Raw genomic sequence first — 14,538 nt, forward strand, 5'->3', positions numbered from 1 at the left:
GGTTTTGATTACGAATTGTTGCTGTATGCGTTGGCCGCTCTGAACTTCGCGGCGTTGAAGGCCTTGCGCATTTTGGGTTTTGTAAGCTGTGGTGTCGGAGGCTGAACAGGAGCCTGCGGCTGCGCCGAAGAGGGCATTTCCTGAGGCGGTTCCGGTGAAGACGAGACATCCGCAGGGGCAGCGGCTTCCGCCACGGGGCCTTCCTTCTGTTGGGCGGGAGCCGTCGGTGCGGCTGCTGTTGTAGAATGGGCGCCTCGTCCCATTCCCGACAGACCGGAGAGGCCTGAAAGTCCATATCTATTGCCAGGTTTCGGTGCGGTCGTCTGTGTCGTGGCCCTCTGGGCCGACGGAGCAGACTGGACCGCATTTGTCTTGGCCGAAAGAGTGGAAGATGCACTGGGGCCTTCCTGCTGCTCCACGACCTGGGCATAGGCCGAACTGATGCCGTCGAGAATCTGAATGACGTCGTCGATCCGTTTGGTATCCAACCGGATGTTTGCCTGGATCAGATGCGTGGTGCAAAACTGATAGAGGGACAGGAGCGAGGGCGTGATGTCGCCGCCTTTCTCCTTGTTCAGGCTTTCCGTCAGCTCATGGATGATGGCCATGGCCTTGGAAATGTAGATGCCCTTTTTGGCGTAATCTTTGTTTCCTATCTCTATCTTGGCCCGCTTGAGAAACTTGATCGCTGCCTCGTAGAGCATGATCAGCAGTTGTCCCTGCGAAGTCGTTTCCACCTGTGTGGCGAGATAGGCCCGTGCGGGATTGGCCATTCGTTAACCTCCTGGTATGCGCTGTTATGACGACGACATCTGAGTAATGGCTGAATCGAGCTGCCCCTGCCGGAGTTGGTACTGTCCGAGGAGAGCGTCCAGCCGCGCATACTTGAGCTTCAGATTCTTTTCCATCGTGTCGATGCGTTTTTTTTCAAAGGCGATTTTATCGTCGATATTGTCCATGATGGTCTTGTAGTTTTCTTTCAAGACCGCCAGTGGACCACCTTCATAGGTGAGTTCGTTGTAGGGTTTGGTCAGGTCTTTTAGCTCGTTGACCATTTCACCTGTTTTACCCATCCGGACGGAAATGACTCCTTTGTGTGTACCCACTGCGGAATTATCCAACCGGAAAGCGAGGCCGAGCGCATCCCCCGTTTTAGCTGTTATCTCCCAGCCCGAGACCTTCGCCTCTTCTCCGTTGATGGTAGCACTGAGAATTTTGGTGCCGTCGCTTACGACCTCAACGTTATATGTTCCAGGTTGGGTGGTTCCTTCAACCTGAGAAAGATAGGTGAAGTCCGGCGTTGTGCTTTCGCCTTCATTCTTGGCGGACATGAGCCGAGCCACGGCCTCCGGGTCTTTATCCAGCGCCTCGTCGAGTCCCTCGTAGTCTATTTTGAGCAATCCGTATGTCTTGGAACCGCTCTCCGCATCCGTGCCGATTCCGATTTGGGAGAGGGCGGCAAATCTATCGCCTTTAGAAGTCTTTGGGTCCCAGTTTACGAACCCCTGCCCCATATCGGCAGTTATGTTTTTGAGATTCTGGGAAATCATGTCCACACCGTAGTTGCCGGTGAGAATGGATCCCTTCCCGTCGTCATCAACATCGGTAATGGCCTGAAGCTGGCTGCGGACCGCATTGACAGCGTTGACGAACTTTTCAATGTTTTTCTTTATATCATCCGTATTGGTGGAAATAGTGACCTGAACGGTTGCTCCGATGGTTGTATCCTTGAGGTCCAGTGTGACCCCTTCGATGACATCCTTTATGACATTGGTGGGGCGTTCGATCCATTTGTAAGTTTCGGGTGGAAAGCCGTTAACCTTGATCATCGAATTGACCGCGTTCTGGCTCTCGTTAAAGTCCGATGACTGGAACAGAAAACCGGCCGAATCGGCTATGACAAGCTGATTGTCAGCTCCCTGATCCATCCCGTTGAGTTGCAGGTGGTAGACCGAACCGTCGAAGATGGTCGAGGCCCGAATCAGCCCCCGGCTTTCGGCGTGATTGTTTATGATATTGACGAAACCCTGCAGCGACGTTCCTGCGGAAATATTGCTGATGGTGTGGGTTTTACCTGCATAGGTAAACGTGAAGTTGGCGTTGGACGTGATGATGGAAGTGAGGAGTGTGCCGACACCGGATGCCGTGATGTGTGTATCCGTAGTTGCCAGCTGACCGATTTCAACCGCGTGCGTGGTTTCCTGGGCCTCGCTGTTGGCCGTTGCTACCAGATAGCTTGTGTTGACGCTGGAAGCCGTCTTGGTCATGAATTCGTTGATCGTGTCAAACCCTTCCAGCGTGGTCTTGAGGGTCAGAAGCTGAGAGTTCAGTGTATCGAACTGCTCCCTCTTTTTTGACCACGAGGACTTCCAGTCCTCAAGACGAGTGACCCGACCCTGCTCGACCTTGATGAGGCCGTCAATGAGCTGGTTGAAGTCGGTGCCGTTGCCAAGCCCCGCAAAATTGATCGCTCCAGAAGTATACTCTGCCATGGCTATTCCTATGCGGAAAGAATTTCCCCATCAGTTTTTTCTGCCATCAGCCCTGCAAGCCTAGTGCCACGCCTCCGACCTGGCTGTTTTCGAAAAGTAAGGCCGGGCCCCGCACAGGGACCCGGCCGCATGCGCACTGGTGGTGCGACTTTTTCTTACCGTTAGCCGCCGATGAGGGACAGGGCCATTCTCGGCAGGGAGTTCGCCTGGGACAGCATCGAGACCGCAGCCTGGGTCTTGATCTGGTTGGAGACGAACTTGGTCATCTCGGTCGCAACGTCGACGTCGGAAATACGGGATTCCGCGGCCTGAACGTTTTCGGCCTGCACTTCGAGAACCGACACGGTGTTTTCCAGGCGGTTCTGGAGAGCACCCAGGTTGGCGCGGATCTTATCCTTGGAGACGATGGCCTTCTGCAAGGAATCCAGAGCCTTCTGGGCCAACGCCTGAGTCGAGATCGTGCGACCGGCGGTTGTGGTTGCACCAAAGCCTACGCCCAGAGCCGACGCCGTGGAGTTGTCGATTTGGATGTAGTAGTAGTCTTCGGCGCAGTCGTTACCGGTACCGAAGTGGACCTTCAGCTTGCCGGTGGACTTGAGGCCTGCACCGGAGTGTGTAGCGCCGGAGAGGTTGCCGTTGAGCAGGTAGATGCCGTTGAAGTCGGTCGAGCTGGCGATACGGGTGATTTCCGAAGCCATGGCCTGATACTCGGAGTCGATGATCAGACGCTGGTCGGAGTTGTAGGTACCCGTGGAGGCCTGCATGGCCAGTTCCTTCATACGAATCAGCTTTTCATCGATTACGCCGAGTGCTCCGTCAGCCGTCTGAATGAGGGAGATGGCGTCGTTGGCGTTACGAATACCCTGCTGCAGGGACTTGACGTCGGAGCGCATGAGCTCGCGAACGGCCAGGCCGGCGGCGTCATCCGATGCCTGAGAAATACGCAGACCGGACGACAGGCGGCGGGTAGAAGTTTCCAAGGCTCCGAAGTGGGTGCCCAAGTTGCGGGCAGCGTTCATTGCCATAAGGTTGTTGTTGATAACCAGGGACATAATTTCCTCCTTGAAATTGGTTCGGCTTCCATGCCTGAGATGCTGCCCGGCTTTGAATTGTCCAGGCTTTTATCTCGTGTGTTGCCCATTTCATCGTCCGAACCTGAGAAAACTTTAGGTTGGGTGAACAATTTTTTTATTAAGAAAATGGAATGAGCTTTTTCTTTATAAAACAGAGAGGAAGCAGAGAAGGCGTCCCGGCGTTTTATGCCGGTATGGTGGGGAGCTGAGAGGATAGGCGGGAGCGGGGCTACTGTACGCGGGTGAATGTCTGGCGCATGACGGCGAGCAGGGTGGCCACCCGTTGGTTGTAGGTGTGCTCGGCCAGGATTCGGCGGCGTGCGGCTTCGGCTATACGGCGGCGGCGCTGATTGTCGCCAAGCAGAGATCCTATCAGGTCGGGAATTTCTTCGGCACAATGATAGGTTACGGCCTCGCTCTTCAGGTCGAAGAGGTCTTCCATCTGCTCGCGGTAATCGGTGAGCAGGAAGCCGCCGCAGGCGGGAACATCGAAGACCCGCTGGTTGACCGCGCCGATCATCTGGCGGCTGGTGCAGTTGAAATTGATTTTGGAGCAGGGATAGAAGCGGGGCAGGTCCGCATAGTAGTCGAGTCGGGGTAAGTGGTGCCAGCCGGTTGCATCGCCAAGTTCCGTCTTCCAGCCTTCGTCGCCCACGATGATGGGGTTGAAGGGAAGGGTTTGCCGAACGCATTCCAGCCGGTATTGCCGGGTGGCCTCCCAGGTAAGCAGGGACTCCAGGGCGAGCCGTCTCTCTGTCGAGGATAGGCTACCGTGCAACCGTGCCCATTCGGGTTCATTCGAATTGAGAAAGTCCGTCGCCGACAATGCTCCCGATGCGCCGAACCGATGGGCGGCGGCCTGATACTCCCCACGTAATTTTGAGGGCAGTTCGGCCAGGGCCAGAGTCTCGGCCACGGGTTTTGTCATCGAGTTGCCCACAAAGGAAACATCGGTGCTCCATGTCTTGGGCGCACCCTCGGTGCCACTGTTTACCCGAAAGCGCTTCGGGTCAGTGGCGAGCGGAAGGTAGTGGACGTTCTCGAACCCCTTGGCCCGCAGGATGTCGAGGTTGCCTGCATCAAAGGTGAAGAGGACCGTATTGTCCGCGCCGGGGTGATCGTATTCGTGCAGGATCAGGTGGGGATTGTCCACGAACCAGGAAGCAAGGGGCACGCCGACTTCGTCCAGGAGTCCGGCCAGTCGTCCCTGGCGGTCCATTCCCAGATGGTTGACGGTGAGTACGAAATCGGGCCGGAATTCGACAACGGCCTTTAGCAGTTCCTCAATGAACTGCCCGGAGACCGTCTTGCCCTTGGGAAGAGGTAGAACACGGGTTTCCGCTTCATTGGATTCAAGACCCGCACGGATTTCCCGGCACAGGAAATAGTCTGAGTCAAAGAACAGGACGCGGGGGGCCTTGGTCTTAAATTTGGGATAGCGGATCTGTTTCTGAAATGTTTCTGCGCTTTTCAGTTGTTGCGACAGCACGCCGTAAAGGTCGGGATTCAACCGAAGGTAGAGGGAAAGGGGGAGCGGTGCAAAAGGGGAGTTGCCATGTTCCTTGCGCCAGGTTTTGAGCCGTTCCATTACTGTTTCTGGATTGTCGGCATCAAGCCAGAGAATGCCGTCTCGCCCCTCGAATTCAGCACGGATGTTGGTGACCGAATCAAGCGGCCTTTCCCGGTCCACAATCGCAACGGGAAATCCCTTGTCGATCAGCCGTCCCAGGGCATGCCCAAGGCCTGCCCCCAGCAGCACCGGCAGAGTGCCTTCTTCCACCGAGTCGGCGAGGGCCTGTTCCCGGACCATTCCCCTGCGCCCCCACAAATGCCAAGTCTTTCCCTCGATGTGGATGCGTACGTCTTCCAGGCGCCCTGTTTCTGGGACTGCTTCTGCTGTGTAGGCTATGGGGGTGGGCATGGTTCTCCCTACTGTATTCCGGGTGGTCCCTGCAAGAGACTATATACTAATAGTAATGGACGGGCCGCGCTTCCCGTAGTGGAAACGCGGCCCGTTGGTCCCGAGTGATTGGTTGGAGGGTTACTCCGAACCGCCGAACAGTCCCTTAAGGGCACTGCCTGCCTTGTTGGTCACGCCATCCACGGCCTTGCCCATCTGCTCCTTGAGCTGCTTGCCCATGTCGGTGACGGCGCCACCCACGTCGCCCGTCATCTCCTTCAGGATGATGGAGAATGCTTCGGCCGGAGACGTCTGCTTGTCCTTGCCGATATCTGTCAGGTGGATATCCGGCAGGTCGATGCCCATTCCCTTGTCGCCAAAGGCGCTGAGCAGGGAACCGCCCAGATTGATCTTTCCGTTTTTGACCACGAAGTCTTCGATAATGATCTTTTTCTCCGCGCCGGTTTCGGTCTTTGCCTCCTCCTTGGAAGAGGATTTTGTCGCCTTCTCGTCGCTGGCCACGGTTTTCTTGATGTTGTTCAGGATGGTCTGGAAGTTGTCCGTGGACCCTTTTTGCTCATAACTGACCACCGGGCCATCAACGTAGATTTCCTTGATGACGATGGTATCCGAGGTCAGGGAGCTGGTATCAACCTTGACCCGGATAGTGCCGCAGCTCAACGCCTCGGGCATGGTGAAGCCTTTGGGGTTGCCCAGCATGAAATCCTTGAGTGTGCCGGAACCGGAGAGGATGGAGATGTCGGCCGAGCCGAGTTTGACATCGGTCTTGGTAATCTTCGGGCCATAGGTTTCGGTAGCCGTCTTGATGATGGTCCCCAGGTTCTTGACCGCCAGTATGATCATGACGATGGCCACTACCACAATGACGCCGCCGCCGATAACTACGTATTTTTTCATGTGAACTCCTTATAATGATATAAAACAATATAGAGGATTTATGGTTTTGGGGCAACCTGGTTATGCAATTTTTTCAGGAAAGATCGGGAAATGGCGGCTCCGCGAAGTGGCGCATGGTGTCAGCCGGTACACCGGTCAGGCCGGTTTCCATTGAAGGAGCGGTGTCCATTGTCACCGGCTTGCCGTCAAAGATGGCGCCTTCGAATTGGCGGCAGCAATCCGCAGCTTGTGCGGCCGCCCGGTCCATTGCGTCGTTCAGGGCCAGTGTGGCCGGTTCTCCCGTGACCGGGTGGTGATAGGCTATGGAACCGTGCAGAAAGCCGATCTGGCGCAGCCGTTGCGGAGCGTGGAACAGCGCTTCCAGTTCGCGGGCCGCATCCGGCAGCACGGGGCGCAACATATTGAAGATGCGCGACGGCAGTTGGGCGGCGCACGCCCGCTGGATTCGGGCGAAGAGGATCAGCGCCTGCCGGAGGGCGGCCTCCGTCCCCGTCTCCGTCATTCCGGCCTGTTCGGCAAGCGCCGTGAGCGGAATACCGTCGGGCACCAGTCGGGGACATTCCTTCAGGAGCCTGCCGATATGGTAGGCCGGGGAGCCGAACATTTCGGGGCAGGCGGCGCGGTCCATAAGGCCTTCGATGGCCCGGTGGCGCTGGCGGGCCATTGTCCCGGCCTTGGGGGATGGTGCGTAATAGTCGCCCGTAAAGTGCCATACCATGGGATGGAGCGTGGCATCGGCATACAGATGGGCTGACAGGCCGACAAAGACGGCGGCGGCCAAATCCTTGTCCGTGGCGGAAAAGGCGTGGTGTGCCTGAAATCGCAGCAGGTCCAGACAATCCTCCCCATGCACGCCGTGAAAGCGGTGGGCAAGGGCCTCCAGGGGAGCCGCGCCCCGGCTGCGGACGTAGAAGAGGGCGTCATGGAAGATGGCGCCGAGCAGCAGGGCAGGGCGTCGGGATGCAAGACAGCCTGCGAATCCGGTGTTCGCAAGTCGGTCGGCGGTCAGTTCCGCGATCTTGAAATGTATCAGTTCTTGAGGCATGTGGCTTCCAATAGAGTTTGCAACGCCCCTATCCTACTTGATACCTTTTGGGGTGCAAGATAAAAAAATGTATTTAAGGAGACGGTATGGATAAATATTTCATCAATGAAGAGGTCCGGGTAGAGGATTCCGGCGCGACCCGGTCCCATGGCAAGGGAGAGCGGCGGGAGGATTACGCCGACGTCTGGCGCGATACCGGCAATGTTGTGCTTGTCGGTTTGTCCGGCAGCGGGCGGATGGCCCTGGCCAAGGCTCTGGCTGAACGCACCGGCGCGCCGGTGGTTGTGCCGGGGAATGCCGCCGATGCGGCGGAAACGCTTTCCGGGAGTGGAACCATCATCGTGCTGAATGATGGATTGGTTGAAGACCCGTCGGTTCGTTCTCGTGTGCATGGATCCGGCAAGGTGTTTTACCTGATGGCCGATTCCAATACGCTCTCGGCCCGAGTTGCCGAGCGGGACGGAGTGGAAGACCGCGAAGCGCTCTGGCGGGAATGTTCGGCCAGACTGGCGCTCATGGAACCGGTGTTCTATGAGGTGCTTCATTTTATTCTGCAGGCTGGCGGAACTCCTGAATCCGTTGTCGAGGATGCCCTGGAGAAGATCGCCTACTAAGGCCGCAACGCTCGCAGCGCACGCCCGGGCCGGGGCTGTCGGATGACAGTTATCCGGCTTTGCGGTAAGGAATGAGTCCCGTCAACCATAACCAACGTGGAGTCTCACACTCATGCCGGAGAAGAAACTCAGGGTCGAATTCCTTTCCATGACCCCCGATGCCCTTTCACTTATTTATGCAGCCTTTCGCCAGTGTTACCATGCCGGGTTCGTGGCCGACATGTGGCCCAAGCTGCTCAGTGGCGAGATCGACCCGCAGGTTCAGGCGGATTTCGTGAGTAAGACCATGGAATCCGGTCACGACAGTCCGGTGGAGCACGTTTCCATGACCTTTGCCGTCGAGGGCATCTCCCGCGCCTGTTCCCATCAGATCGTGCGGCACAGGATCGCCTCATACTCGCAGCAAAGTCAGCGGTATGTGACGGAGAGTGACATGGAATACATCCTGCCCCCGGCCATTGCCAAAATTCCGGAAGCCAGGGAACGGTTTGAGCGGTTCATGGCCGAGGTCCAGTCCGCCTATACCGACCTGCGCGATATCCTGGTGGACCATGGGCGCAAGGCCAAGGCCAATGAAGATGCCCGGTTTGTGCTGCCCCAAGCGGGGGAGACCAAGATCGTCATGACCATGAACTGCCGCAGCCTGAATCATTTTTTCCATTTACGCTGCTGTAACAGGGCGCAGTGGGAAATCCGCGCCATGGCAAACGCCATGCTCGATATCTGCAAGGACAAACTCCCTGCCATTTTCGCCAATGGCGGTGCTCGCTGCGAACAGCTCGGTTATTGTCCGGAATCGCCGAAATTTGCGTGTGGCAAGTACCCAACCCGGGAAATGCCTGCCTGATTATTTTCCCCCAGCCCGGGATAATATCCCATTTCAAGTACCCTATTGAGGAAACTTGATATTTTCGTAGCAATCATCTTTATCCCGTTTTTTTAATGAGTTCCCGGTGTTCAAAACAAGAACATCCGGGAACCCTTGACCTGTCTGGGCGTCCCGGATGTCAATACCGGAATCATATTTGCCAATTTTTTTTATGGTAATGATTCTTAAACTAAATAGTTCAGTAAAATTGAGCTGTTATCTTGATATGGTCACATTCGTGTTGTCAAAATTGTCACTCGCCCGGTAGAAAAAATAATCTATATGAGAGGAATATTGTCTGAACATGAGATATTTATCGAATAGAGTTGAGTTGGCTGTTGAAAACTTTTTTCCACAATGTTTATAAGTAGGGGGCTGGACAATGTCGAATCGCCGGGAAGCCTTGTCACGCTTTCGTTTCACAGGGAATGCCGTGAAAAAGGCGTAGTGCCGTGCTATTCTAAAATATACTGTTTTTTTAATGTGTTACAAAAGAGCCTAGCTGTAGATAACCTCGCTCTCGCTTTGTTGGCACGGTTGAAATTCAAGAATTGTCTCTTTCCACTCTATCAACTAATCCACTCTGCATGATGAAAACTGCCTGGAACCAAATTCTCACCTCATTAGAAAAAAGCCTCAATCCCGGTCTCTACCAGGTATGGATTAAACCGCTCGACGGCCGTGTGGACGGCGGCAGGCTGACCCTGACCGCCCCCAACGAGTTTGTCGCCAACTGGGTTCGCGATCGCCTTATGCAGGTGATCGGCGAAGCCGCAAGTGAAGTGATGGGCGCTCAGCCGCGCATTACGGTCAAAGCCAACCAGGAAAAAAAGAGCATGCCCACTGTTCGGGCCAAACGTGTAACCAGCCGAGAGCCGGCAAGAGGGGAGCAGCTCGGCCTGCCCATTGTTAATCCCATCCGGCCGCTCAACGTCAGCAACTGGCGTTTTTCCTTCGACGACTTCGTCGTCGGCCCTTCCAATGAACTGGCTTGTGCCGCCAGCAAATCTCTTTGCAACAGCGCCTTTTCTTCAGATCACCTCTTTCTCAGTTCGGGCCCCGGCCTGGGCAAGACGCACCTGCTTCATTCGGTCGGCAATGCCTTGTGCAAGACTGCCAACCGCAACAGCCTGCGTGTTGCCTGTCTATCCGCCGAGGATTTTGCCACCCGTATGGTACTGGCCCTCAAGGCGCGTGAAATCGATCGCTTCAAGTCCCAGTTCCGCGAAGGCATAGATGTCCTTCTGCTGGAAGATGTCCATTTCTTTCAGGGAAAGGAGCGAATGCAGGAAGAGTTGTTATGTACCCTCACGGCCCTGCGCGAGCGTGGCTGCAAAGTGGTCATGACCAGTTCCTTCATGCCGCGTGAATTTTCCCGGATTGACGATCATCTGATCTCCCGGTTCTGCTCCGGATTTCTGGCCCATATCGACCGTCCTGACATGGAAACCCGCCGCCGCATTCTGGCCGAAAAAGCCCGTACCCTTCAGGTGGACGTGCCGATAGAGGTGTCCGAGCTCCTGGCGGAGCGGATCACTTCGGATATTCGCCAGTTGGAGAGCGCATTGAGCAATCTGGTCCTCAAGGCCCGTCTGCTCAACCGTGCCGTCACCATGGATTTGGCCTGGGACGTGCTCGACAATTATGCCATCCGGCACAGAAACCCGGATTTCGGCAATATTCTCGAATTCGTCTGCAAGAGCTATGCGCTGTCCGAGGAAGAGTTGAAGTCCAGGAGCCGGAAACGGCAGATCGTCCTGGCCCGCAACACCGCATTCTACCTGGCCCGCAAACACACGGGCCTGTCGCTGAAGGATATTGGAGACCGGTTGAACCGGAAACACTCCACCGTCCTTAAGGGCATTACCAAGGTGGAGCGTGAAATCTCCCTCCAAACGCCCCTGGGTCGTCAGATCGAGCAGACCGCCGACCGGCTCACCCCTTAAGCCCCCACATGTTCTCCCGGAGCCGTCGAAACATCGGTCACACAGTTCTCGACGGTTCCGGGAGGCATTTTTCCCTTTCTCTTTCCGCTATAGCGGCACCAAAAAGTTTCGGAGATTCTCAGGAACCCTTTTCAAAGGGTTCCTGAGACGCCGGAGGGATATGGATCATTACCCGCCAGAGGCGGTTCCATCCTGTCTTTTCTGTATGATTGAATAGCTCTTCCGCTACTCTTTTTCGCTGCCGTACCCGCCGCCGCCCGGGGTCTTCATGCGGATGCGGTCCCCCTTGCGGGCCGTGACATGAAATTTGCCGGGCAACTCGGAAGGTGAGCCTTCCCGTATGAGGGTATTGCATCCTGATTCGCCGTTTCCCCCTTGCTTCAGACCATAGGGCGTGCGGGTGCGGCGTTCCGATAAAACCGTGATTTCGGCATCAGCCAGCATCTCTATTTCTCGCGTGAGGCCGTCGCCACCGGGGTATTGCCCCTTGCCGCCCGTTCCTCGCCGTATGGCATATTCCCGCATTCGGAATGGGTAGGCGTATTCCAGCGCCTCCACCGGCGTGTTCAGGGTGTTGGTCATGTGGGAATGGACGGCGGACTCGCCGGGCGCGTTCGGGGAAGCGCCCATGCCTCCGGCCAGTGTCTCATAGTAGGCGAACGGGTTACCGTCACGGCCGGTGGGGCCGCCTATGGTGATGTTGTTCATGGTGCCCTGGCTGGCCGCGGGGATGCGATCCGGCAGCGCCTGGGCCAGAGCTCCCAGAATGACGTCGACAATGCGTTGGGAGGTCTCCACATTGCCTCCGGCCACGGCTGCGGGAAACTTGGCATCCACCACCGAGCCGGGGCGGGTAATGACCGTCACGGGCCGCAGGCAGCCCGCATTGGCCGGGATGTCGGTTTTGGCCAGGGCACGCAATACATAGAGTACGGCGGAAAGGGTAATGGCCCGAACCGCATTGACGCTGCCCGCCACCTGGCCACCGCTTTGGCTGAAATCCAGATTCGCCGTGTCGCCCTTAACGGTCAGTTCCAGGCGAATGGGGATGTCGGTGGTGCCCAGCCCGTCGTCATCCAGAAAATCCTCAAAGGCGTATGTCCCATCCGGGATATCCCCGATGGTCCGCCGGGTGATGCGTTCCGCATAGTCCATGAGCGCGGCCGCGTATGTGGCGCAGCTCTCCAGCCCGAACTTTTCAATGCACTCACCCAGGCGGCGCACGCCGGTCCGGTTGGCATTGAACTGCGCTGCAAAGTCTCCCTCGCGTTCCGCCGGGGTGCGCTCGTTGGCCAGGATGAGCCGGAGGAGCTGCGTATCAACGTCTCCTTTGCGGATAATTCGAACTGGTGGGATTATCAGCCCCTCCTGGAAAAGAGAGGTGGACAGGGGCATGGACCCTGCCGCCATGCCTCCCACATCCGCATGGTGCGCCCGGTTGGCCACATAAAAGGCCGGAGTGGATCGGCCCTTAGCGAAGACCGGTGCCACGATGGTGATGTCGGGCAGGTGGGTGCCGCCTCGGAAGGGATCATTGAGCATTACCATGTCGCCCTCGGCGAATCCGCCGTCGGCCTTGGCCGCTTTCATGGCTGCCTGGACGGAGAGGGGCATGGACCCCAGATGCACCGGAATGTGCGCGGCCTGGGCTATCATGTCGCCGTGCGTGTCGAATACGGCGCAGGAAAGGTCCCGACGTTCCTTGATGTTGGGCGAAAAGGCGGTCTGGGTCAGGGTGACGCCCATTTCCTCGGCTATGGAAGAAAAACGGTTTTTGAAGACTTCGAGGAGGATGGGGCTGACGTCCATGGCTCAGTTCCGTTGCAGTTCTTCGAGCCGCCGTTTGGCCTCATCTGGATCAAGGCCGCGCTTGCGGGCGATGTTCGGCAAGTTTTCTTCCGCGTCCGAGGGGCGGACATAGATGGGCTCAATGGACTCGTCCGAAAACGTTGCCCGGCAGGCTGCGTCAAGAAGCAGCTGAGGCGAGGGGGCGTCGAATCGGGGCGGGAGCATGGTGTATTGGGGATTGTCGGCTACCAGTTCCGCAAAAAAGTCGGGATTCTTGCGCAGCCCGGAACCCAGGAGGAGGGCCGACGTTCCTGTTTCGGCAAAATGGGCGGGAACCTCACTGAGTGAAAGAGCGGTTACCGGTGCAAGGGGAGTTCTTTTTTCCGCATCGAAAGATTGGACATAGACCAGTTCGCGCCGGGCATAGGTGACGACGTGGAGCAGGTCTTCGATGGGGGATGGGCCTTGTGCCAGCAGGGGGAGGTACTCGATACCGGCCAGTGGGAGGCCCTGTCCGGCGGCCAGTCCTTCGGCTGCGGCCAGAATTAGTCGGAGGCCTGTGAAACTGCCTGGGCCGCGCACGCAGGCAATGCGCTCCACGGCTTCCATGCCCGTTCCGAATCCCCGGAGGGTTTCGTCCAGGCCGGGAAGCAGGAATCGAACGGATTGTCCGGGAACGGTCCACTCCCGTGAGGCGAGCAGCTGCGCGTCGCCCGGGCCGGGCGTTCCCAGCACCAGTTGCAGGCGGTCCTCGCACCCGGCCATGGCCAGGGTAAGGCCGCTCGGCTTATGAGAGCAGTCGCGAGAAGTCATTGAAAATTGCCAGCGCCATGAGCGAAAGGAGGAAGAGCAGGCCGATGCGCATGGCCACGGCCTTCCATTTTTCGTTGAGCGGTCGTCTGAAGATCATTTCCAGGGCATTGAAGAGTATGTGCCCGCCGTCCAGCACAGGGATGGGCAGCAAGTTGAGGATTGCCAGATTGATGGAGATGAAGGCGGCCAAGGCCAGGACATCGAAGATGCCGTGCTGCGCACCCTGATGAATAAGCTGGGCGATCATGATCGGGCCACCGATGGATTTGGCCGGGACGAGCCGCTCGATAATCGAGAGGAAGCCTTTGACCACCATCTTGGAGCGGTACCAGGTTGTCTCCAGGGCAAAGATAATGGTTGAGCCCTGCACAGGCCGATAGACCAGTTCGTTGCCCTGCATCACGCCCACAACGGGGACGGTTTCCTCTTCGCCATAAATATTTTTGAAGGTCTTGATGTGCGGCGTAACGTGCAGGCTGAGAGTTTTACCCTGGCGGTCAACCTGCAGGGCGAGTTCCTTGTTGGCCGAGTCGCGGATGGTCAGGACCATGTCGGTCCAGGAATCGATGGGCTTGCCGTCGATAGACAGGACTCGGTCCCCGGTCTTTATGCCAGCTGCCGCGGCAGGACTTTCGGCCATCACGCCGCCCGCAACGGGGAGCAGGATGCCTTCGCCCTGAGCCAGGGCCATGAACCAGTAAATGAGGAAGGCGAGCAGGAAATTGAAAATGGGTCCGGCGGCCACCACGCACATGCGCTGCCATGCTGGGCGGCGAAAGAAAAGTTGGTTCTCGGGAAAGCCCTCGTCGTCCTCGTCGCCTTCTCCAGCCTCACCGGCCAGGGATACGTAGCCGCCAAGGGGGATGGCCGAGATCTTGTATTCCGTCCTGCCGGAAACAAATCCGAAGAGTTTCGGACCAAAGCCCAGGGAAAAGGCCTTAACGCCCATGCCGAAGATTCGGGCTACGGAGAAGTGCCCCAGTTCATGGAAAAAGATCAGTCCTCCCAGGACCAGGACTATGGCAATGGCGCTTATCAGCATATGTTCCTCTTCGGCCCACGCTGCTTGGGCGCAGTAGGG

At 57.2% G+C, this 14,538-nt stretch carries 12 protein-coding genes; 3 read left to right on the top strand and 9 right to left on the bottom strand.

The window, feature by feature from the left end; all coding sequences use genetic code 11:
• Positions 1 to 8: 8 nt before the first annotated feature.
• The 6 genes from fliS to ACI0FG_RS05480 all read right to left on the bottom strand — a co-directional run bounded on the left by fliS (position 9) and on the right by ACI0FG_RS05480 (position 7,428).
• Positions 9 to 773 carry a flagellar export chaperone FliS gene (gene fliS / locus ACI0FG_RS05455; protein WP_419787541.1) on the bottom strand — a complete coding sequence of 255 codons (765 nt, stop codon included), beginning with the start codon at positions 771 to 773 and terminating at the stop codon, positions 9 to 11.
• Between the two features lie 24 nt (positions 774 to 797).
• Positions 798 to 2,492: a flagellar filament capping protein FliD gene (gene fliD / locus ACI0FG_RS05460; RefSeq protein ID WP_419787542.1), complete on the bottom strand. Its 1,695-nt coding sequence runs from the start codon at positions 2,490 to 2,492 to the stop codon at positions 798 to 800.
• Positions 2,493 to 2,653: 161 nt separating this feature from the next.
• On the bottom strand, positions 2,654 to 3,544 hold the full coding sequence (locus tag ACI0FG_RS05465) for a flagellin (protein WP_419787543.1): 891 nt from the start codon (positions 3,542 to 3,544) through the stop codon (positions 2,654 to 2,656).
• 250 nt (positions 3,545 to 3,794) lie between these two features.
• Positions 3,795 to 5,486, bottom strand: a complete 1,692-nt coding sequence (locus ACI0FG_RS05470) for a CgeB family protein (RefSeq protein ID WP_419787544.1) — start codon at positions 5,484 to 5,486, stop codon at positions 3,795 to 3,797.
• A 120-nt stretch (positions 5,487 to 5,606) separates the two neighbouring features.
• The gene (locus ACI0FG_RS05475) at positions 5,607 to 6,383 is read right to left on the bottom strand and encodes a hypothetical protein (RefSeq protein ID WP_419787545.1); all 777 of its coding nucleotides are present in this window, start codon (positions 6,381 to 6,383) and stop codon (positions 5,607 to 5,609) included.
• A 73-nt stretch (positions 6,384 to 6,456) separates the two neighbouring features.
• The gene (locus ACI0FG_RS05480; protein ID WP_419787546.1) at positions 6,457 to 7,428 is read right to left on the bottom strand and encodes a zinc dependent phospholipase C family protein; all 972 of its coding nucleotides are present in this window, start codon (positions 7,426 to 7,428) and stop codon (positions 6,457 to 6,459) included.
• 86 nt (positions 7,429 to 7,514) lie between these two features.
• Between ACI0FG_RS05480 and ACI0FG_RS05485 the strand changes: the two genes are divergently transcribed.
• The 3 genes from ACI0FG_RS05485 (at position 7,515) to dnaA (ending at position 10,856) form a co-directional block, all read left to right on the top strand.
• Positions 7,515 to 8,042, top strand: a complete 528-nt coding sequence (locus ACI0FG_RS05485; RefSeq protein WP_419787547.1) for a shikimate kinase — start codon at positions 7,515 to 7,517, stop codon at positions 8,040 to 8,042.
• A gap of 112 nt (positions 8,043 to 8,154) precedes the next feature.
• The gene (gene thyX / locus ACI0FG_RS05490; protein ID WP_419787548.1) at positions 8,155 to 8,889 is read left to right on the top strand and encodes an FAD-dependent thymidylate synthase; all 735 of its coding nucleotides are present in this window, start codon (positions 8,155 to 8,157) and stop codon (positions 8,887 to 8,889) included.
• Between the two features lie 608 nt (positions 8,890 to 9,497).
• Entirely contained in the window at positions 9,498 to 10,856 is a 1,359-nt protein-coding gene (dnaA, locus tag ACI0FG_RS05495) for a chromosomal replication initiator protein DnaA (protein WP_419787549.1), read from the top strand.
• 225 nt (positions 10,857 to 11,081) lie between these two features.
• Here dnaA and ACI0FG_RS05500 read toward each other — a convergent pair whose 3' ends face one another.
• From ACI0FG_RS05500 to rseP, 3 genes are read right to left on the bottom strand one after another with little or no spacing between them, the layout of a single operon-like run.
• The gene (locus ACI0FG_RS05500) at positions 11,082 to 12,665 is read right to left on the bottom strand and encodes a hydantoinase B/oxoprolinase family protein (RefSeq protein WP_419787550.1); all 1,584 of its coding nucleotides are present in this window, start codon (positions 12,663 to 12,665) and stop codon (positions 11,082 to 11,084) included.
• Positions 12,666 to 12,668: 3 nt separating this feature from the next.
• Positions 12,669 to 13,457, bottom strand: a complete 789-nt coding sequence (gene tsaB, locus ACI0FG_RS05505) for a tRNA (adenosine(37)-N6)-threonylcarbamoyltransferase complex dimerization subunit type 1 TsaB (RefSeq protein ID WP_419787551.1) — start codon at positions 13,455 to 13,457, stop codon at positions 12,669 to 12,671.
• Complete coding sequence (gene rseP / locus ACI0FG_RS05510) at positions 13,432 to 14,499, bottom strand: RIP metalloprotease RseP (protein WP_419787552.1); 1,068 nt, start codon at positions 14,497 to 14,499, stop codon at positions 13,432 to 13,434. The genes tsaB and rseP overlap by 26 nt, the downstream gene beginning before the upstream one ends.
• Positions 14,500 to 14,538 lie beyond the last annotated feature (39 nt).

This window comes from Pseudodesulfovibrio sp. 7M6 (assembly GCF_050058625.1).
In the GTDB taxonomy this organism is placed as follows: domain Bacteria; phylum Desulfobacterota; class Desulfovibrionia; order Desulfovibrionales; family Desulfovibrionaceae; genus Pseudodesulfovibrio; species Pseudodesulfovibrio salinus.